Raw genomic sequence first — 19,527 nt, 5'->3', positions numbered from 1 at the left:
CCCGGCGTTGACGACGGTCGTGAGCAATTCCGTGACCGTCCACGTCTGGTCCGACATCGCCTGCCCGTGGTGCTACATCGGCAAGCGGCGCCTCGAGAAGGCGATCGAGCAGTTCGACGGCGAGGTGCTCGTCGAGTACCACGCGTTCGAGCTCGCCCCCGACACCCCCGTCGACTTCGAGGGGACCGAGGTGGACTTCCTCGCGGGTCACAAGGGGCTGCCGGCTGCGCAGGTCGAGGAGATGCTCGCGCAGATGACCGAGCTCGCCGCGGGCGAGGGGCTCGCGTACGACTTCGACGCGCTCCGGCACACCAAGACGCTGCTCGCGCACCAGGCGATCCACCACGCGCGGGCCCTCGACCGCCAGGGCGCGCTCGTCGAGCGGCTGTTCCGGGCGTACTTCGAGGAGGGCCGGCACGTCGGGCGGGTCGACGAGCTGGTCGCGCTCGCCGCCGAGGTGGGGCTGGACGCGGGCGAGACCCGGGCCGCGCTCGAGTCGGGCCGGTACGCCGACGCCGTCCAGCAGGACATCGCCGCCGCGCAGGAGATCGGGATCCGCGGCGTGCCGTTCCACGTCGTCGACGGCCGCTACGCGGTGTCCGGCGCGCAGAGCCCCGACGTGTTCCTCTCCGCGCTCGAGCGCGTGCGCGACGAGCGGGCGGTCGCGCGATGAGCGACGCGTCGCCCGCCCTGCGCGCTGTCCCGCTCCCGGTCCTCCCGGGCCTCGCGCTCGTGCCGCTCGGCGACGACGACGCCGGGGCGTGCGTCGACGGGGTCTGTGCGGTTCCCGCCTCGGAGCCGCACCCGCCGCGCGGCTGACGCCGGGGAGCCGCACCCGCCGCGTGCCTGACGCCGCGGGAGCCGCGCCCGCCGCGTGCCTGAAACCGGGGAGCCCCACCCGCTGCGCTCGTGACGCCGCGGGAGCCGGCCTCCAGCCCTGGCGACGCGCGCGGCCGTGCGCTTCAGTGAGCACATGGGCGAGTCGCTGGTGTTCGGCGCCGTGGCCTCGAGCGCGCTCGTGATCGGGGCGCTCGTCGGCGGCTGGGTCACCGTGCCGAAGCGCGTGCTCGCGGGGATGCTCGCGTTCGCCGCCGGGGCGCTCATCACGGCGCTCGCGTTCGAGCTCTTCGAGGAGTCCTACGAGCGCGGTGGCCTCTGGCGCGCCGTGGCCGGCCTCGTCCTCGGAGCGGTCGTGTTCACGGTGCTCAGCGCGCAGCTCGACAAGGCCGCGCGCGCCGGGTCAGCGACACGGGAGGGCGAGGAGGCGAGCGACAAGCTCGACCTCGACGCCGCCGCGTCCGACCGGCGCGCGTCGTCGGCCTCGACGCAGGGGGCAGCCGGGCTCGCGCTGCTCGCTGCGGTCACGCTCGACGGCGTCCCCGAGAACCTCGCGCTCGGCGTGTCCCTCGGCGAGGGCACCGGCGGGCTCGCGCTGCTCGCGGCGATCTTCGTGTCGAACTTCCCGGAGGCGCTCGTGGGGGCCGCGTCGATGCGGGCGCAGGGACGCTCGCACCGGTACGTCGTCGGGCTGTGGGTCGTGTGCGCGGTGCTGCTGACGCTCGCCGTCGTGCTCGGCGCCGGCCCGCTCTCGCAGACGTCCCCCGAGACGATCTCGCTGCCCCTCGCGTTCGCGGCGGGCGCGGTGCTCGCGTCCCTCGCCGACACGCTCATGCCGGAGGCGTACGAGCGCGGGGGCCCGCTCGTCGCCCTCAGCACGACCGGCGGCTTCGTGCTGTCCTTCGCGCTCTCGCTCGCGTGACCCGCGGGGTGCGCGGCGGAGATGCGCGGCCGAGATGCGCGGCGCGCCCGCGCTGGTGACAGTAGAGGCACACGGCACGCCCCGCGACGACGAGAGCGAGACCACCATGACGCAGCAGGTCCACGAGGCACGCGCCACCGCATCGGCGAGCCGGGTCAGCACGCCCGACGGCAGCCTCGACGTCGGCCTGGCCGTCGCCGGTGACGCCGACGGGTCGGACGGCGCGACGTCGCCCGAGCACCTCATGGCCGCGGCGCTCGCAGGCTGCCTGCACCAGGCGCTCCAGGTCGCGGCGAGCTCGCAGGGCGCGTCCGCCGTCGACGCCCACGTCGAGGCGACGGTCACTCTCGAGTCGGGCGACGGCTCCGGGTACACCTCCTCGTTCGTGCTCGAGGTGACCGGCCTCCCGGCCGACACCGCGGACCGCGTGCTCGAGCAGGCCGCCGCGCTGTGCCCCTTCACCAAGGCGCTCGCCGGAGAGCGGCTCACGCTGCGCACGGCCTGACCGGCGGCGCCCGCCGCCGTGCACCGCCGACCGCGGTGCACGACGGCGGTGCACCGCCTGACCCGGGGCGCACCCCGGCGGCGCACCGGCGTAGCCTCGGGAGGACCCGGCGCGACGCGGCGCCGGTACCGTCCTCGCCGGTGACCGGGAGGCAGCCCATGGCGGACGACGTCTCCGTCGCGGAGCTCGTCCTCGCGGCGCGCGGGGGGCAGCAGGCGGCGTGGGACGACCTCGTCGTGCGGTTCACGCCGCTCGTGCACGGCATCGTGCGCCGCTACCGCCTGCAGGGCTCGGACGTCGAGGACGTCGTGCAGACGCTCTGGCTGCGCCTCGTCGAGCACCTCGACGACCTGCGTGAACCGGCCGCGCTGCCGGGCTGGATCGTCGCGACGGCCCGCAACGAGTGCCTGCGGCTCCTGCGCGCCCGCCGGCGCACCCAGCCGGTCGACCCGCTCGGGCCCGGGATCGACCACGAGCCACCGGCGACCGCGCGCCTCGACGAGGAGGTCGTCGAGGACCTCGACCACGCCGGTCGCCACGAGCTCCTGCTGCGGGCGTTCGCCGAGCTGTCCGCGCAGCACCGGGAGCTGCTCCTGGTCCTGGTGGAGGACCCGCCGCCGAGCTACGCGGAGATCAGCGCCCGGCTCGGCATCCCCGTCGGCAGCATCGGGCCGACCCGTGCGCGTGCGCTGCAGCGCATCCGGGAGCACCCGGCCGTGGCCGCGTGGATCGCGGCGTCCCCCGAGGGCTAGGTACGCACCCAGTCGGTCACGACGGTTCCCGACGGGGTCGTGCAGCGCAGCCGGACGCGCGCGCCGGGGGGCGCGGAGAGCGTGAAGCAGCCGGCGTCGTCCGTGGCGACGGGTCCCTCCTGCGCCGACTGCGTGTCGAGCACCACCTCGCCGGGGCCGGGCGGCACGAGCTGGCCCACGAGCCGGCCCGCGGTGACCTCGAGCTCGACGGTGAGGTCCGCGGCGTCGAACACGAGGCTGCGCGGCGCGGCCGCCGCCCCGCGCACCAGGACGCGGTCGTCGAGCAGCGAGTCGTAGCTCAGGGTCGCGAGCTCGGCGTCCACGGTCCGCCAGGTGTACGCGGCCCGGGCGGCCTCGAGCTCGCGCGCGCTCACCGGTGCGCCCTCGCCCACCGGTGCGCCCCCGCCCAGGGCGCTGCGCAGGTCCGCGAGGAGCTCGTCGTCGTCGGTCCATCGTGGCTGCGTCATGACCGTCACCGTCCACTCGTCCGCGGGGGCCGGCGGTGCGCCGCCGGTGCCGGAGCCCCGGTCCCAGCGTCCCACCGCGGTGCGCTCTGCGCGTCCCCGGGTGCAGGTGCACCACCCGGGGGAGCCGCGACCCGGCGCCCTGATACACCGGGTCGACGGCCGTGCCCGTCGGGGCGGCGCGGGGTGCTCATGCGGGCAAGGCCGCGGCGACGGGCGTGCGCCCCGGCACCGCGTCGGCCGGCTCCAGCGCCGGGGCCCGGGCGGGCGTCGGTCCGGGTGACGCCGACGCCGGGCGGTCGCCGTGGCCGAGCACGACGAAGCCGGCGGCCGCCGCCCGGGACTGCGGGTCCGCACCGGCGAGCGCGAGCTGGGCGTGCGCGAGCGCGTCGGCGGGGGTCCGGCCCCGGCCGAGCTCGCGGTGGTAGGCGACGACGAGCGCGACGGTCTGGGCATCGGCGACGGGGACCACCGGGGCGACGAGCGTCGCCGTCCCCCCGGCGAGCAGCGCCGCGGTGAACCCGAGGATCTCCCCGCCCCCTACGACCTCGGAGCGGGCCGTGTCGCACGCGGCGAGCACGACGTGGTGCGGCGCGCGCGGGACGCGCTCGAGGTCGTGCACCGTGAACGGTCCGTCGGCGAGCGTGAGCGCGGAGAACATCGGGTTGTCGGAGCGCAGCCGCCCGTGCGCGGCGAGGTGCACGAGTGCTGCTCCGTCGAGGGCCTCCCCGACGGGGGCGGCGGCGGCGTCCGGGCCGACGAGCAGACGCGCGCCCGGGTACCCGGCCGCGACCGCGTCCGCCTCGGCGCGTGCACCGGGCAGCCCCGGGCCGGCGACGACGACCACCCGGCCGTCGGCAGGGGCCTCGCGCCCGGCTGCGGCGTGCCACAGCGTCGCCGACGGGCTCACGCTCACCGCACGGCCCCGGCACGACGGGAGGACCGACCAGGGCACCTGCTGCAGGACGCCGACCGGGACGACGACGAGCGGACGGTCGCCGACCGTGCCCCGCAACGGGAGCACGAGGAGCGCGTCGAGCCGCGCACCGGCGCGCTCGAGCACCGTCTCGGCGGCCGCGAGGCTCGCCGGGCGCCCGGTCCCCGCCGCGAGGCGCCGCAGCGCGAAGCCGACGAGCTCGACCTGCGCGCGGACGTCCTCGACGGACCCGAGCGCGTGCAGCCGGACGTGGCCCGCGCTCACCGTGACCGCGAGCAGCCGGCCCTCGTGCTCGACGTACTCGACGAGCGCCGCACCGCCCAGCGCCTGCTGCAGCTCGGCGACCGGCCGCGGGCGCACGGGTGCGTCGCCGCCCTGCCCGGGCAGCTCGCGGCAGTGGTCGCGGATCGTGCGCTCGAGCACGACCTGCTGCTGCACCGTGGACGACGTCGGGGCCCCGGCGGTCCGCCGCTCCTCGATCGCGGTCATGGTCGCGCGCAGCTGTGCGAGCAGGTCGGCGAGCACCGCGTCCTCGGGCGGGTGCACGCGACGCAGCAGGGTCGCCGTGGCACGGTTGCACTCCGCCCACCACAGGACGTGCCGGGCGTCGCGGTCCTCGAGCGCGAGGCGCAGGCCCATCCGGGCGATCGCGCCCCGGTGGACGGTGACGTGCGCGCGCAGCTCGGTCGCCCCGAGCGTCGCACGGTGGTCCTCGACGACCCGCAGGCCGGCGCGCAGCGCGGCGACGGCACCGTGGCGGCTGCCCGTCTGCTCGCGGAGCATCGCCTCGGCGAGCCACGCCCGGGCGCGCGCGTCCGCCGGTCCCGCCCGGCGCGCCCGGCCGGCCTCGGCGAGGTCGCGGCGTGCACCGGCGGCGTCGCCGCGGCGCAGGGCGAGCCGGGCCGCGAGGATGCGCGCCTCGAGCGCGGGGACCGCCCACCCCGACTGCGCGAGCGCCTCCGCGACCCGGCGCACCTGCGCCGGCGTCACGGCGCGGTCCGCCTCGACGAGGGCCTGGACGCGCGCGTACCGGGCGAGCGTCGTCCACTCGGTGCGGCCCATCCGGCCGAAGTCGTGCATCGCCGTCTCGGCCGCCGCCCGGGCCCGCTCGGCGTCGCCCTGGACGAGCGCGATCGTCGAGAGCAGCAGCCGGGCCTCCGGCAGGTGGTTGCGCCGCCCGTCCCGCTCGTCGGCGGCGACCGCTGCCTCCGCGGTCGCCCGTGCCTCGTCGACGAGACGCACCGAGAGCAGCAGCTCGGCGCGGTCCGTGAGGATCGACCCCGGCGCCAGCCCGAGCCCCGTGAAGGCGGTCTCGGCGGAGGCGAGGTGCCGCAGCGCGGCCGGGACGTCGCCGCGCTGCGCGTGCACCCACGCGAGGTTGTGCGCGACGATCGCACCGGGCAGCCGCAGGCCGTGCTCCGTGCAGAGGCGCCTCGCGGCGACGAGGTCGGACTCCGCGGCGGCGAACTCGCGCCGCGCGGTGTGCAGCAGCCCGCGGTTCGAGAGCGCGCGCGTCGCCCACTGCACGTCCCCCGCCCGGCGCAGCACCGGCAGGGCGCGCCGCAGGTCGTCCAACGCGTCGTCGAGGCGGCCGAGCTCCTGCGAGATCGCGGCGCGCTGCGTCAGCGCCCGGGCCGCCGCGACGCCGTCGAGCTCGGCGAGCGCGCGGCCGATCTCCTGCGCCGACTGCCGGGGCTGGCCCCGGAGCATGAGCGCGGACGCGAGGCTCATCCGGGCCTCACCGGTCAGCCCGGCCTCGGCGGCGCGGTGCCCGGCCCGGACCGCGGCGCGCAGGTGGACGAGCGCGTCGTCGAGCCGGGACTGCTGCATCGCCGCGACGCCCAGGGCCCGCTCCGCGACGCACGCCGCGGCCCAGTCGCGCGCCGCCCGGGACGCTGGGACGACGTCGCCCGCGAGCAGGACCGCGGCGGCGGGGTCGACCCCCGCGAGCCGTAGCGCCTCGTCGGCGTCGACCCTGAGCTCCGTCACGTCCCCGCCTCGTCCTGGCTGCGCACGCGTCCTGCTCCGACGGTCGCGCGTGCGGGGCGCTTCGTCAACGGGCAGTCCGCGAGCCTTTCGGGGCGAGGGTGCCGCTGGGAGACTGACGGAGGATCCCGCCGGCCACGGAGGCGCACATGTCCGAGCAGACCCCGAGGCGCGCCACCGCGACGCCGTCCGCGACCGCGGACCTCCTCGTCGCGGCCGAGCACGACGGGCTCGTGCGCACGACGCTCGACCGCTGGGGGGCGACCGGCTACGCGTACGAGAGCGACGAGGCACTGGGCCTGAGCCGCCTCGCGTTCCCGCGCGAGCACCTCGAGGGGCTGCTGGACGGGTGGCGCGAGCGGCCGCAGGACTCCGGGCCCGACGACGTGCAGGACGACGCCACGGTCCCGCGGCTCGACCCGGGGTACGCGAGGCCGCTGCGCCGGGCCGTCGACGGCGGGCTCGAGCCCGACCACGCCGACGAGCTCCTGACCCTGCTGCGGGCGTCGTTCCGCGACCGGTACTCGGGCTGGTTCCCGACGATGGGCAAGAACCGGTTCGTCGGGCTCGTCACGAACGGCGGCGGGACCGTCTCGCACGGCGGCGGCCCGCCACCGGAGCGCACCGACCAGCCCGTGCGCTTCGGGGGCCGCGGGGGCGCGGGGATCAGGGTCGGCGTGCTCGACACCGCGGTGTCCCCCCACCCGGCGCTCGCGGGTCGCTTCCTCGCGGACCCGCCGGACGACCTGGTGGCCGGCGACGGGCCGTTCCCCGTGGCTGCTGGGCACGCCACGTTCGTGACCGGGCTCGTGCTGCACCGTGCGCCCGGCGCGACGGTCCGGGTGCGGCGCGTGCTCGACGACCGGGGTGCGGCGTCGTCGTGGGACGTGGCGCGCGGCATCGTCGCGCTCGGGCGCAGCGGGATCGACGTCCTCAACCTCTCGCTCGTGTGCTACACGTCGGACTCGCGTCCGCCGCTCGCGCTCGCGACGGCGGTCGACCGGCTCCCGCCCGAGGTCCTCGTCGTGGCGTGTGCCGGCAACCACGCGGACCCCGTCGTCGCCCAGCAGGTCGGGGGGACCGGGCCGGACGGCGCGCTGCGGGTCGACGCCCGCGAGCCCGCGTGGCCGGCGGCGCTCGACGACGTGGTCGCGGTCGGCTCGGCCCGGGCTCGCGAGTCGAAGAAGAAGAAGACCCGCTCGGCGACGCTCACGGCGTTCACGCCGCCGGACTCACCGTGGATCGACGTCGTGGTTCCCGGTGAGGGGCTGCTGAGCACCTACCTGACCGGCCCGGTCGAGCTCGACGACGGCACGGTGCAGGAGTTCTCCGGCCAGGGCCGCTGGGGCGGGACGTCGTTCTCGGCCGCGCTGCTCACCGGTCAGGTCGCCCGCCGCGCCGCGAAGCAGGGCGTCCCGGTACGGGAGGCGTGGTCGTCGCTCGTGGCCGGTGCTGCGGCGGCCGACGGCGACGGGTACGTGCCGCCGTTCGTCGACGTCCCGCTCTGACCAGGGCCGAGCGACGACGGCCCGCCCCGCACCCGCCCCGGGCAGAGCCGGTGGGCGGGGGAGGCGACGGGCCGTCGCGGGGCGTCAGCGGGGGAGGGACACCTCCGCCTCGACGGCGCCGGGCAAGGTCAGCGCGAACGACGCCGACGCGTCGCCGGCGGTGACCCGGTAGTCGCCGAGGAACCCGCGGACGGCGACCCGTCCCGACGCGTCGGAGCGCAGCGTCGTCGGCCCGTGCCACCACTCGTCCCTGACCAGCCCGTGCAGCGCGTCGTACGACGGCTTGGGGGTGCCGTCCGCGCGCACGAGCCCGACGGGTGCGCCGAGCCACGCGCCCTCGTCGGAGATCCCCCAGTAGTTCACGGCCTGCACCGCGGGGTGCGCCACGAGCGTGCGGTAGTGCCGCACCATCTCCTCGGCCTGCCGCTCCTCGCCCTCCGGGGTCGAGGGCCACGACGGGACCTGGTAGTCGTTCAGGTCCTTGATGTGCGGCGGCATGAGGTCGCCCGAGAGTAGCGTGCTCTCGGTCAGGTGCAGCGGCAGCCCGTACCGGGCGAAGCGGTCGAGGATCCGCAGCGTCTTCTCCTCGCCCCAGTAGCCCTGGTGCATGTGGCTCTGCAGCCCGATGGCGTCGATCCGGATGCCCGCCTCGAGCACGCCCTCGATGAGGCACTCGTACGCGGTCGACAGGTCGAAGTCGTTGAGCAGGAGCGTCGCGCGGGGGTTGGCCGCGCGCGCCTCCTCGAACGCCATCCGGATCGTCGCCATGCGGCCCCGCTCGTAGCAGAGTCGCGTGATGCCGTTGCGGTGCTCCTCGTTGTCGAACACCGGCATGATCACGACCTCGTTGATCGCGTCCCACACGTCCACGACCCCGGCGAAGTCGGTGACCTCGCGCCGGATCCGGGCCCGCTGCGCGGCCTCGACCTCGTCGGTCGAGAGCTCGCGCAGCCAGTCGGCGGTGACCGTGTGCCAGACCAGCGGGTGGCCCTTGACCGTGACCCCGCGCTCGGCGAACCACTGCGCGGTGCGCAGCAGCCGCGCCGTGTCCGGCTCGCCGCGGCGGGGCTCGAAGCCGCCCCAGTAGAACGGCAGCGTCACCGTGTTGAACACGTCGAGGAACAGGTCCGCGAGCCGTGCGGCGCTCGCGGGCGGGGCGCCCCCGAACGGGCTGTCCGGGAGCGCCTCCGTCTCGTCGTTCGCGAGCCCGATGAAGTCGAAGCCGATGTTGCCGAACGCGAACGCGTGACGCGTCTGCTCGACGACGACCTCGGTGTCGGCCAGGGGCCGCCCGCCGGCGCCACGCACGGTCAGCGTGGCGTCGGCGGTGCGGTGCCGGAGATCGACAGCCATCAGAACGGCCACCATCCCCACCACCACGACGGCTTGGCGAGCTGCACGGTCACCGTGGTGTCGGCCGTGACCTCGCCCGAGGTGCCGCGCAGCGTGTACTTCCCCGGCAGGACCCCGCGCGGGACCCGGACCTCGGTCGTCGCGGAGCCGTCCGCGCCGACCGTGACGTCGCCGAGGTCGACGCGGGCCACGACCCAGCGCCCGATGCGCCGCTCGAGCACGAGCTCGACCGTGCTGCTGGGGAGGTAGCCCTCGAGCGTGACCTCGAGCTGCGCGCCGGCGCGGACCTTCCGGTCGGCCGAGACGCTCGGGTCGGGCTCGGGGACGACGACCGCGGGGACGAGCTCGGCGACGCCCCAGCGGGCCGTGCTCTGGTAGCCGCGACCCGTCGGGTCCGCCCACGCCCGCACCGCGGTGCGCGCGCCGGCCGTCGCGTCGTTGACCTGGAAGTCCAGGCCGTGGAACGTCCCCACGCCGCCGGCCTCGAGCAGGCTGATCGACGCCTCGACGACGTAGCCGCCCTCGACGGTGCTGGTCCGGCTGACGAGACGGTTCTGCTGGAACGCCTCGTCACCCGTGCCGAACGACGTCTCGCCCAGGTAGCTGATCCGGATCTGCGTGTCGTCGTAGCGGTAGGGACCGTTCTTGACGTTGCCCGCGTCGAGGAAGATCTCGAGCGAGTCCTGGACCCACGGGTCGGAGCCCGTGGCGTCGAGCGTCGGGTCCGCGACCTCGGCCAGCACGTAGAGGGTGTTCTCGCGCCACAGCGTCCGCACGTCCGCGGTCGCCCCACCCTGGCCCTCGATCTGCTTGTCGGTCGTGACGGCGTTCGCCGACGCCCACGCGGCGTCGACCTGGCCGTCGATCACGGGCGCCGCCGCGGCCTCGACCACCTGGGTGGTGGACAGGGCCTCGACGAGCGTGAGCGTCCCGAGCACGCCCGGCTGGTTCCACGCCGCGGTGCTCTCGCCGTCCGTGACCTGGACGTCGAAGCTCACCTGGTCGCCCTCGGCCGACGTGCGCGGCAGGTGCGCGACGACCGCGTACCCGCCGTCGACCGCCTCGACGACGGCCTCGACGTCGGACTCGCCGTCGCGCCCGACCGTGGACGACTCCTCGCCCACGACGAACGTGACCGCGTCGGACGCGTCGACCGTGGCGTCGGTGACCCGGGCGTAGACCGACAGGTGGTCGGCCTCCCAGCGCACCGAGAAGCCCGCGACGTCCTCGACCGTCTGGAGCGGCAGCTGCCGCCACTCGACCGCCCCCGTGGCACCCGCGGCGACGGGGACGTCCCCACGGAACGCGTTCGCCGCACGCTGGCGGGCCGGGAGCTCGCCGTCGACCGCGCCGTGGTACGCCGGCTTGGCCTGCAGCGCGTCGTCGAAGAGGAGCGGGGCACCCGAGTCGACGCGCCAGCTGCGGCCGTCGGTCAGACCCCACACCGTCACGGAGAACAGGTCCTCGGCGTGCTCGCGGAAGATCCGGAACGCGTCGCGGTAGTAGTAGCCCTGCTCGATGAGGCTCGCCTGCGTGACGGGCGTGCCCGTCGTGACGTCGAGCTCCGAGACGACCTGCGTCAGGCCCAGGTCGTCGAACGCGACGATCGCGTCCTCGAGCGCCTGGACCGGCATGGCCAGGCTCACGTGGAACTGGTGGCCGACCGCGTCGACCGGGACGTCGCGCGCGAGCAGCCGCTCGACGAGCGCGTGCAGGCGCTGCTGCTTGCCGGCCTGCTCGGTGTTGTAGTCGTTGATCGTGAGCGTCACGGGACGCTCGCCCTCGACCGCGAACTCGCCGTTGAAGGCCTCGTCGGCGTACCGGAACGCGAGGTCGATGAACTCCTCGCCGAGCACCCGGTACCACTCGCTGCGGCGCAGCCCGTCCTCCTCGCTGCGACCGTCGGAGACGACCTCGTTGACGACGTCGAACGCGACGACCGGGTTGGTCTCGCTGCCGAAGAGGCCGTAGCCGCCGCCGGTGCTGAGCGCCTCGGCGACGTCGAAGATGTGCGTCCGCATGCGCATCCGCAGCTCCTGCTTGTCGGCCTCGCTCGCGGTGAGGGGCGTGCCGTCCTCGTGCGTGAAGAACCACGCCGGGGTCTGGCTGTGCCACACGAGCGTGTGCCCGTAGACGCGCACGTCGCTCTCCTGCGCGAACTCCATGAGCGCGGTGGCCTCGGGGTGCGTGCGGAACTCGCGCGCGTCGGTGTACCAGGCCTCGGGCTTCATGTGGTTCTCGCCCGTGATCTGGTCGAAGTGTCGCAGGAGCAGCTCGGCCGCGGGGCCGGTGGTCTCGCGGCTGTCGATCGCGACGCCGACGGGGAAGTCGACGGTGTCCTGCAGCGGCGTGAGGTCCTGGACCTCGCTGGGCTGCTTCGCGGAGATGACGACGTCGTCGACCAGGAGGTCGGCCGTCGAGCCGTCGGGGTAGGAGGTCTCGAGGTACAGGAACGCGGACTCGGCCGCGGGCATCTGGTAGGTCGCCCGGATCTCGTGCCACGCACCGGACGTCACACCCGTGAGCTGGGCGACGGTGTCGTACGTCGTCGCGCCCTCGGCGGTGCGCTGCACGCTCAGCCAGACGTCGTCCGTCGCAGCGCCCTCACCGAACCGGACCCACGCGCTGATGTCGTACGTCGTGCCCGCGGTCAGCAGCCCGGTGACGTCGCGGCCGATGCCGTCGCCCTGCGACGAGCGCCCGCTCACGAGCGCGGCCTGCGCGCCGCCGTGCGCCTGCGTGGTCGTGAGCTCCACGGTGGGGTCGCCGTCGGCGTCGCCGCGCGGGACCCAGCCGTCGAGGCCGTCCTCGAAGTCGGTGCTGAGCGAGGTGACGGTGGGGGCTGCGCCGCCCGACGGCAGCGTGAACGTCCAGCCCTCGGCGAGGCGCTCGCCGATCACCGTGCGGACGGCCGCGATGCCGTTCGCACGGTCGCCGCCGCCGTCGTGCACCAGCACGATCGCGCCGGGCGTGACGGCCGCGCGCAGGTTGGCGGTCAACGTCTCCTCGGACAGGTCGTTGCCGTCCCAGTCGGAGATGACGTTGCCCAGGCCGAGCGGCTGCATGCCGAGCTCGACCGCGACGGCCGGGGTCGCGCCCCAGCTGCCGTTCGGGGCACGGAAGTACGGGACCTCGAGCTCGGGGTCGCCGGCGGCCTCGCGGATGATCGCGAGGTTCTCGACGAGGTCCGCACGGATCTGCTCGGGCGTCCAGCTCCCCATGTCGGCGTACGTGGTCGTGTGGTTGCAGACCGTGTGGCCCTCGTCGACGATCCGGCGCAGCAGCGCGGCACCGCCCTCGACCTGGACGTTCTGGCCGATGACGCAGAACGTCGCGGTCAGGTCGTTCTCGGCGAGGAAGTCGAGGAGGTCGTCGGTCTCGCCGGGGTTCGGGCCGTCGTCGAACGTCAGCGCGGCGACGTTCCCGGTGCTGCGTGCGGTGGTCACGGGCGTGGGGACGGGGTCGACCGCGCCGCCGGGGACCACGTCCGGGTGCGGCTCGATGCTGCCGCCGGTCGCGGTGAGCACGATGTCGTCGACGAGGTAGTCGTACGGCGCAGCGAGGTCGCCGGTGCCGAGGTAGACCTGCAGCGCCGCCGGGTCGGCCGCGGCGGGTGCGGTGAACGAGCCGGTCACGGTCGTCCACGCGTCGGCGGTCATCGACGTGTTCCCGACCCAGGTGTAGTCGGGCTTGACGACGAACCGCACGCCCGCGGAGCCCGCGGTGCCCTCGGCGAGCCGGGCCCGCATCGAGAACGTGTAGGAGGTGCCGGGCTCGAGCAGCCCGGTGGGGGACTGGATGCCCTCGTAGTCGGCCGCGCGGCCGCTCACGAGGAGCGCCTTGCCGCCGTCGACGTCGACGACCGAGAGCGGCGCCGCGCCGCTCTGCGTCCACGGCGCCCAGGAGCCGTCCTCGAAGTCGGTGCCGAGGACGACGACGGGCTCGGCGGCCGCGGCGAGGTCGGTGGTGGTCGGGACGGCTGCTGCGCCCGGGGCCACGGCCGCTGCCATGACCACGGCCAGCAGGGCTGCCCCTCGTGCTGTCCAACGCGCGGATGAACGCGTCATCTATCGCCCCTTTGCGACTGATTCCGGGTGGATGCGCCCTCACCGTAAGCGGTGCGGAGCGCGGCGTACAGAGGTGGAGAACGATTTTTGTAAAACGGTATCGACATCCTTACCGAGTGGTCGCGCTCCCGCATGTCCGAGCGTCCCGGAGCGTGGGGCGGGACCGGCGGGACCGGCGAGACCGGCGCGCGTATCACGGACCTGCCGTTCTCCTCCCTGGGTGCGCCCCCGGACGGCGGGGGAGCCGACGCCGCGACGGCGACGCGGCGACGAGCCGGCGCGACCGGGGGTGCGCCGACCCCCGACCAGGGGTGTGCCGTGGCCGAGCTCCGCATCGCGACGTTCAACGTCGAGAACCTCGACGAGACGCCACCCGGCGTGCGCCCGTCGCTCGCCGAGCGGATCACCCTGATGCGCCCCCAGGTCGCCCGGCTGCGCGCGGACGTCCTGTGCCTCCAGGAGGTCAACGGCCAGGAGCGCGACGGGCTCCCGCGCGGGCTGCACGCCCTGACCGGGCTGCTCCAGGGAACCCGGCTCGAGGGCGCCACCATGACGAGCACCCGCACCCAGGGCGGCGAGGTGTTCGACGAGCGCAACCTCGTGGTCGTCAGCCACCTGCCCGTGCTGTCCGTGCAGCAGCTCCGCAACGACCTCGTCGCGCCGCTCACGTACCGGCGCCTCACGGCCGTGCCGCCCGACGCGGCCGCCGTCGTCGTCGGGATCGAGCGCCCCGTCCTGCACGTCGTGCTGCAGCTCCCCGACGGCACGGCCCTGCACGTCGTGGACGTGCACTGGAAGTCCAAGCTCGCGACCGACATCCCGGGTCAGCGGGTGGACAGCTTCACCTGGCGCACCGCGGACGGCTGGGCCGAGGGGTCGTTCCTCTCGTCGATGAAGCACATGGCCCAGGCGCTCGAGACCCGCCGGCTCGTCGACCAGGTCCTCGACGCGGACCCCGCAGCGCGCGTGGTCGTCGCCGGCGACTTCAACGCGGGGCCCGACGAGGTCTCGGTGCTCGCCGTGCGCGGCAACGTCGAGGACACCGGCAACCCGGACCTGGTGCACCGCGTGCTCGTCCCCGTCGAGAGCACGGTCCCGGAGCCGTCGCGGGTCACGCTCTACCACCAGGGCCGGGGGCAGATGCTCGACCACATGCTCGTCACCCGGAACCTGCTCGAGCACTACCGCGGCACGGAGATCCACAACGAGGTGCTGCACGACGAGTCGGCGGCGTTCGCCGTCGACCGCAAGTACCCCGAGTCGGACCACGCGCCGGTGGTCGCGACGTTCGACCTGGGCTGAGGGCCCGGCACGGCCGCCCAGGCCCGGGCCGGCGCCGGGCAGGCGGAGCGCTCAGACGACGACCGTCGAGCGCGTGGCCGGGCGGCCGGGCTCGAGCCACGCGGCGATGGTCCGGGCGATCTTGCGGCCCCCGTGCGCGGACGGCTCGATGGGGTTGGCGAAGTCGGCGTCCTCGGCGCACACCACGCGCAGGTCGAGCACCGCGACCCCGCGGGCCGCGGCGGAGCGGGTGATCACGTCGTTGAAGAGCGCGAGCGCGGTGCGCACGACACGGTGGCTCGGCTCGGTCAGGCGCGTGTCGTAGATGGTGCACACGGCGGTCGGCAGACCGGTCCCGAGCAGCACGGTCAGCATCGCGTCGTACCGCTGGGCGAGCTGCTCCTGGGCGCCGGCCAGCAGGTCGACCGCCGCGGCGACGGACCGGGCGTCTGCCCACAGCAGGTCGGCGGACCCGAGCGCGTCGTTCCCGCCGGCGCTGACCACGAGGTGCGTCGCGTCGAGCGGCAGCCCCTGCAGCTGCCGCTCGACGCCACCCACCACGTCGCCGTCCACGGCGAGCAGCGTCGAGGACCACGCGGCGCCGAGCTCACCGCGCAGCTGCCGGACGACGTCCGGCTCGCCGGGCACGTAGGCGCCGTTGTCGAGCACCGAGTCGCCGAGGAGCACGACGTGCCCGCCCGGCGCCGGGCCGGCCGCCTGCGTCACGACGCCCCGCCGGTCGGGCCGGCGAGCGCCCGCACCGTCTCGATCGTGTCCGCGTCGCCCGCGGCCTTGTCGTCGCGGTAGCGCACGACGCGGGCGAACCGCAGCGCGAGCCCGCCGGGGTACCGGGTCGAGCGCTGCAGGCCGTCGAACGCGACCTCGACGACCTGCTCGGGCCGCAGCCGCACGGTCCAGCCGTCGTCCTCGACCGCGAGCTCGCCGAACCGCCGCGTCTGCCACGCGAGCATCTCGTCGGTCATGCCCTTGAACGTCTTGCCGAGCATCACGAACCCGCCCGACCCGTCGCGCGCGCCGAGGTGGATGTTCGAGAGCAGCCCGCTGCGCCGGCCCGAGCCGCGCTCGACCGCGAGCACGACGAGGTCGAGCGTGTGACGCGGCTTGACCTTGACCCAGGCGGACCCGCGCCGACCCGCCTCGTACGGCGCGCCGAGGTCCTTGACGATCACGCCCTCCTGCCCGGCGGCGACCCAGCCGGTGAACGCCGTCTGCGCGGCGCCGGCGTCCTGCGCGACGACCCGCTCGACGACGTGCGCGCCGGCGACGGCGTCGAGCACCTCCAGCCGCTCGACGAGCGGGGTGTCGAGCAGGTCCCGGCCGTCGGCGTGCAGGACGTCGAAGAAGAACGGCCGCAGCTCGACCTCGGCGGCGAGCTCGGCGTCCCGGGTCGCGCTGCGCGACGCGGTCTCCTGGAACGGCCGGGGCCGGCCGGCGTCGTCGAGCGCGAGCGCCTCGCCGTCGAGCACCACCGTGCGCACCGGCAGGGAGCGGACGACGGCGACGACCTCGGGCACCCGCGCGGTGATGTCGTCGAGGCTGCGCGTGAACACCCGCACGTCGTCGCCGTCGCGGTGCACCTGCACCCGGATGCCGTCGAGCTTCGCGTCGACCACGACGGGCCGGCCGTCGAAGCCCGCGACCGCCGCCGGCACGTCGGGCGCCGACGCCGCCAGCATGGGGCGCACGGGACGCCCGACCGTGAGCCCGAACCCGCCGAGCGCCGCGAGGGCCTCCTCGGGCGACGCCGCGCCCAGCGCGGTCACCGCGACCGGCTCGGTGCTGCCGGCGAGCATCGCCGCGCGCCGGACCGCCTCGGGCGCGACCCCCGCGGCGTCGGCGACGGCGTCGAGCAGCAGCGCGTCGAGCGCGCCCTGCCGCAGGTCGCCGGAGACGAGGCCGCGCAGCAGCCGCTGCTCGGGCTCGGTCGCCGCCGCGAACAGCTCCGACGCGAGCGCCGTGCGGGCCGTCGTCGAGCCCGGCCCGGACAGGCCCGCCATCTCCTCGAACGCGGCGTCGACCGCGGTCACCTCGAGGCTCGGCTCCGTCGCCGGGGCGGGGAGCGACGCGAGCGAGCGCCACCCGAGCCCGGTGCGGCGCTGGCGGAGCTCGCCCGCGAGGTAGCGCGCGACGACCGGCACCTCCGTGGGGGCCGTGCGGCGCAGCAGCTCGACGAGCAGCGCGCGCTTCTGGAGGCGCGACCGGGTCGCGGCGAGGGCCGTGGACGTGGCGGCGACGTCGGCGAGCAGCACGCCGCCATCCTGCACCTCGGGGCGGATCCGCGCGGCCCGGGGCACCGGCAGGTCGCCGCCGGTGTCGCTCCGGACGATCCGGGCATATGTTCGCCTCAGAGCACGATCACGCCGATGGGGGAGAGTGATCGCCGTGGCCACTCCGGCAGCGGTCGAACCGCAGGGGGCGCAGCGCGCGAAGGCCCCGCTCGTCGATCGCCGGCTGCGGGTCCCGTTCTACCTCCTGCTCCTGTGCTTCGCCGCGTGGGGTGCGGCGGCGAACCTCACGGACGTGCTCGTCGGGGTGTTCCGCAGCATCTTCGACATGTCGAACTTCCAGGCCTCGCTCGTGCAGTTCGCCTACTACGGCGCGTACTTTCTGCTCGCGCTGCCGGCCGCGTTCATCAACCGGCGGTTCGGCTACAAGGCCGGTGTGCTCACGGGCCTCGGGCTCGCGGCCGTCGGCGGCTTCCTGTTCGTGCCCGCGAGCCAGCTGCTGGTCTACGAGTTCTTCCTCATCGCGCTGTTCGTGCTCGCCGCCGGGCTGTCGATCCTCGAGACGTCGGCGAACCCGTTCGTCATCGCGATGGGCTCGGAGCGCAGTGCGACGCAGCGGCTGAACCTCGCGCAGGCCTTCAACCCGGTCGGCGCGAATGTCGGCGTCCTGCTCGGGGCGCTGCTGATCCTGCCCGCGCTGACGTCCGAGGCCGCCAAGGTCATCATGTCGCCCGAGGAGATCCGCGAGAGCCAGCAGCAGGACCTGTCGCTCGTGCTGGGACCGTACGTCGGGATCGCCGTCGTGCTCGTCGCCATCTGGCTGCTGATCGCGTTCCAGAAGATGAGCGTGCCCGTCGAGGAGGAGGCGACCGCGCTGCCGCGCAAGGGCGTCGGGCGCCGGCTGTGGCGCAACCGCCACTACCGGTTCGGTGTCATCGCCCAGTTCTTCAACGTCGCCGCGCAGACGTGCGCCTGGACGTTCACGATCATCTACGCCCAGGACGTCGTCGGCTTCGCACCGGAGCAGGCCGGCTGGTTCCTGCAGGCGAGCCTCCTGGTCTTCCTCGTCTCGCGGTTCGTCATGGTGTACCTGCTCGGCATCTTCCGCCCCGCGCTGCTGCTGCTCGTGATGGCGGTGTTCGGGGTCGTGTGCTGCCTCGTCGCCGTCGTGGCGCTCAACATCGTCGGACTCATCGCGGTCGTCATGATCTCCGCGGCGCTGTCGCTCATGTTCCCCACCATCTACGGCGTCGCCCTGCGCGGCCTCGGCGACGACGCGAAGTTCGGTGCCGCCGGCCTGGTCATGGCGATCCTCGGCGGCGCGCTGCTCCCGATGGTCCAGGGCGCGGTCATGGACGCGTCCGGTCGCACCTCCCTCGGGTTCGTCGTCCCCGCGGCCTGCCTCGCGGTCGTCGCCGCGTATGCGCTCTTCGACCTGCGCACGACCCGCAGCGAGGACGCGCACCAGCTCGCTCCCGCCCTCTAGACCGAGGAGAGACCATGCGCACGCGCCGTCGGCCCGGCCCGCACCCGCAGGCGCGCCGGTCGCGCGCGCTCGCGCTCGGCGCGGCGTGCGCGCTCGTCGCCGTGCTCGGGGCCTGTAGCGGTGACGAGCAGGAGGAGGTCACGATCGGGCTGATCACGAAGCAGGAGACCAACCCCTTCTGGGTCGCCATGAAGAACGACGCGCTCGACGCCGCCGACGACCACGACGTCGAGCTCCTGACGGCGACCGGCTCGTCGGACGTCGACGTCGAGTCGCAGGTCGAGGCCATCCGCCGGATGACCGCGGACGGTGTCGACGGCATCCTCGTCGCGCCGACCGACTCCCAGGCTGTGGTCCCGGCGATCGAGGAGGCGCGGGCCGCGGGCGTGATCGTCATCGCGGTCGACACCCCGACGGACCCCACGAGCGCGGTCGACGCGGTGTTCGCGACCGACAACCAGCGCGCCGGTGCGCTCGTCGGCGGGTACGCGCGCGAGAAGGTCGCCCAGCTGGGCATCGAGCCGCGGGTCGCGCTGCTCGACCTCGCCCCCGGGATCGCGTCGGGCGAGCTCCGGCGCGAGGGCTTCCTCTCGGGCTTCGGGATCGAGGAGGGCGACCCGGTGATCTCCGGGTCGGTCGACACCGAGGGCGACGAGGACCTCGCGCGCGTCGCGATGCGTGAGCTGCTCGCAGAGGACCCGGGCATCAACGTCGTCTACACCGTCAACGAGCCGGCGGCTCTCGGGGCGATCGCCGTCATGCGCGACGCCGGGATCGACATGGCCGAGGTCGTCGTCGTGTCGATCGACGGCGGGTGCGCCGCGATGAAGAGCGCCGTGCGCCCCGGGGACCTCGACGCGACCGCGCAGCAGTACCCGGAGAACATGGCTGCGCAGGGCGTCCGGCAGATCGCCGAGGCGGTGCGCGGCGGGGACCGCCCGAACGGGTACCTCGACACCGGCGTCACGCTGGTCACGCGCTACCCGGTGCCCGGGGTCGGCTCCGAGAACGTGCCGTTCGGCGTGCGGAACTGCTGGGGCTGACGGTCCGCTCCTCCGCGGGCGGGACGGCCCACCGCGGGCGGGACGGTCTGCGCCGGCACGACGGTCGGTGGGGCGCGGTCCGCGTCGTCGTCGTAGCGTGGTCGCACGGCCGTGCACGTCCCCGCACGGCCGGTGTGCGA

At 75.1% G+C, this 19,527-nt stretch carries 15 protein-coding genes; 9 read left to right on the top strand and 6 right to left on the bottom strand.

Annotated features, from left to right (window positions below; genetic code table 11):
- Window positions 1-19 precede the first annotated feature (19 nt).
- From NXY84_RS13045 to NXY84_RS13025, 5 genes are all read left to right on the top strand, one after another.
- Window positions 20-673, top strand: a complete 654-nt coding sequence (locus NXY84_RS13045; RefSeq protein WP_258723515.1) for a DsbA family oxidoreductase — start codon at window positions 20-22, stop codon at window positions 671-673.
- Window positions 670-819 (top strand): hypothetical protein, encoded by a 150-nt coding sequence (locus NXY84_RS13040; protein WP_258723514.1) that lies wholly within the window; start codon window positions 670-672, stop codon window positions 817-819. Before NXY84_RS13045 ends, NXY84_RS13040 begins: the two co-directional genes overlap by 4 nt.
- Before the next feature lie 154 nt (window positions 820-973).
- Window positions 974-1,759: a ZIP family metal transporter gene (locus NXY84_RS13035; protein ID WP_258723513.1), complete on the top strand. Its 786-nt coding sequence runs from the start codon at window positions 974-976 to the stop codon at window positions 1,757-1,759.
- 106 nt (window positions 1,760-1,865) lie between these two features.
- Window positions 1,866-2,264, top strand: coding sequence for an OsmC family protein (locus NXY84_RS13030; RefSeq protein ID WP_258723512.1), 399 nt, complete (start codon window positions 1,866-1,868; stop codon window positions 2,262-2,264).
- A gap of 158 nt (window positions 2,265-2,422) precedes the next feature.
- Window positions 2,423-3,016 (top strand): RNA polymerase sigma factor, encoded by a 594-nt coding sequence (locus NXY84_RS13025; RefSeq protein ID WP_258723511.1) that lies wholly within the window; start codon window positions 2,423-2,425, stop codon window positions 3,014-3,016.
- Here the strand turns inward: NXY84_RS13025 and NXY84_RS13020 are convergent.
- Together NXY84_RS13020 and NXY84_RS13015 are read right to left on the bottom strand one after the other, a co-directional pair.
- A complete protein-coding gene (locus NXY84_RS13020; RefSeq protein ID WP_258723509.1) occupies window positions 3,013-3,483 on the bottom strand; it encodes a hypothetical protein in 471 nt (156 codons plus the stop codon). The genes NXY84_RS13025 and NXY84_RS13020 overlap by 4 nt on opposite strands.
- 187 nt (window positions 3,484-3,670) lie before the next feature.
- Window positions 3,671-6,406, bottom strand: a complete 2,736-nt coding sequence (locus NXY84_RS13015; protein WP_258723508.1) for a CHAT domain-containing protein — start codon at window positions 6,404-6,406, stop codon at window positions 3,671-3,673.
- Window positions 6,407-6,552: 146 nt separating this feature from the next.
- Between NXY84_RS13015 and NXY84_RS13010 the strand changes: the two genes are divergently transcribed.
- Window positions 6,553-7,911 carry a S8 family peptidase gene (locus NXY84_RS13010; protein ID WP_258723507.1) on the top strand — a complete coding sequence of 453 codons (1,359 nt, stop codon included), beginning with the start codon at window positions 6,553-6,555 and terminating at the stop codon, window positions 7,909-7,911.
- 84 nt (window positions 7,912-7,995) lie between these two features.
- Here the strand turns inward: NXY84_RS13010 and NXY84_RS13005 are convergent, their stop codons facing one another.
- Both NXY84_RS13005 and NXY84_RS13000 read right to left on the bottom strand, forming a co-directional pair.
- Window positions 7,996-9,264, bottom strand: coding sequence for an endo-1,4-beta-xylanase (locus NXY84_RS13005; RefSeq protein WP_258723506.1), 1,269 nt, complete (start codon window positions 9,262-9,264; stop codon window positions 7,996-7,998).
- Window positions 9,264-13,331 (bottom strand): endo-1,4-beta-xylanase, encoded by a 4,068-nt coding sequence (locus tag NXY84_RS13000; protein WP_258723505.1) that lies wholly within the window; start codon window positions 13,329-13,331, stop codon window positions 9,264-9,266. Before NXY84_RS13000 ends, NXY84_RS13005 begins: the two co-directional genes overlap by 1 nt.
- 318 nt (window positions 13,332-13,649) lie before the next feature.
- On the opposite strand from NXY84_RS13000, the gene NXY84_RS12995 reads away from it, so the two are divergent.
- Window positions 13,650-14,633, top strand: a complete 984-nt coding sequence (locus NXY84_RS12995; RefSeq protein WP_258723504.1) for an endonuclease/exonuclease/phosphatase family protein — start codon at window positions 13,650-13,652, stop codon at window positions 14,631-14,633.
- Between the two features lie 51 nt (window positions 14,634-14,684).
- Here NXY84_RS12995 and NXY84_RS12990 read toward each other — a convergent pair whose 3' ends face one another.
- Together NXY84_RS12990 and NXY84_RS12985 are read right to left on the bottom strand one after the other, a co-directional pair.
- The gene (locus NXY84_RS12990) at window positions 14,685-15,338 is read right to left on the bottom strand and encodes an SGNH/GDSL hydrolase family protein (RefSeq protein WP_258723503.1); all 654 of its coding nucleotides are present in this window, start codon (window positions 15,336-15,338) and stop codon (window positions 14,685-14,687) included.
- On the bottom strand, window positions 15,335-16,882 hold the full coding sequence (locus NXY84_RS12985) for an ATP-dependent DNA ligase (protein WP_258723502.1): 1,548 nt from the start codon (window positions 16,880-16,882) through the stop codon (window positions 15,335-15,337). Before NXY84_RS12985 ends, NXY84_RS12990 begins: the two co-directional genes overlap by 4 nt.
- Window positions 16,883-17,015: 133 nt before the next feature.
- Here NXY84_RS12985 and fucP point away from each other — a divergent pair, with 133 nt between their 5' ends.
- Together fucP and NXY84_RS12975 are read left to right on the top strand one after the other, a co-directional pair.
- On the top strand, window positions 17,016-18,344 hold the full coding sequence (gene fucP, locus NXY84_RS12980; protein WP_258723501.1) for an L-fucose:H+ symporter permease: 1,329 nt from the start codon (window positions 17,016-17,018) through the stop codon (window positions 18,342-18,344).
- A 14-nt stretch (window positions 18,345-18,358) separates the two neighbouring features.
- Window positions 18,359-19,387 carry a substrate-binding domain-containing protein gene (locus NXY84_RS12975; protein WP_258723500.1) on the top strand — a complete coding sequence of 343 codons (1,029 nt, stop codon included), beginning with the start codon at window positions 18,359-18,361 and terminating at the stop codon, window positions 19,385-19,387.
- Window positions 19,388-19,527 lie beyond the last annotated feature (140 nt).

This window comes from Cellulomonas sp. NS3, from assembly GCF_024757985.1.
GTDB lineage: Bacteria > Actinomycetota > Actinomycetes > Actinomycetales > Cellulomonadaceae > Cellulomonas_A.
Note: the sequence above shows the minus strand (reverse complement) of the source record. Positions and strands in the feature narration are given on the sequence as shown.

Excerpts from the sequence above, each read along its gene's own strand:
- NXY84_RS13000 (WP_258723505.1), bottom strand. The coding sequence starts at position 13,331 with ATGACGCGTTCATCCGCGCGTTGGACAGCACGAGGGGCAGCCCTGCTG.
- NXY84_RS13040 (WP_258723514.1), top strand. The coding sequence starts at position 670 with ATGAGCGACGCGTCGCCCGCCCTGCGCGCTGTCCCGCTCCCGGTCCTC.
- NXY84_RS13020 (WP_258723509.1), bottom strand. The coding sequence starts at position 3,483 with ATGACGCAGCCACGATGGACCGACGACGACGAGCTCCTCGCGGACCTG.
- NXY84_RS13005 (WP_258723506.1), bottom strand. The coding sequence starts at position 9,264 with ATGGCTGTCGATCTCCGGCACCGCACCGCCGACGCCACGCTGACCGTG.
- NXY84_RS13010 (WP_258723507.1), top strand. The coding sequence starts at position 6,553 with ATGTCCGAGCAGACCCCGAGGCGCGCCACCGCGACGCCGTCCGCGACC.
- NXY84_RS13035 (WP_258723513.1), top strand. The coding sequence starts at position 974 with ATGGGCGAGTCGCTGGTGTTCGGCGCCGTGGCCTCGAGCGCGCTCGTG.
- NXY84_RS13030 (WP_258723512.1), top strand. The coding sequence starts at position 1,866 with ATGACGCAGCAGGTCCACGAGGCACGCGCCACCGCATCGGCGAGCCGG.
- NXY84_RS12975 (WP_258723500.1), top strand. The coding sequence starts at position 18,359 with ATGCGCACGCGCCGTCGGCCCGGCCCGCACCCGCAGGCGCGCCGGTCG.
- NXY84_RS13025 (WP_258723511.1), top strand. The coding sequence starts at position 2,423 with ATGGCGGACGACGTCTCCGTCGCGGAGCTCGTCCTCGCGGCGCGCGGG.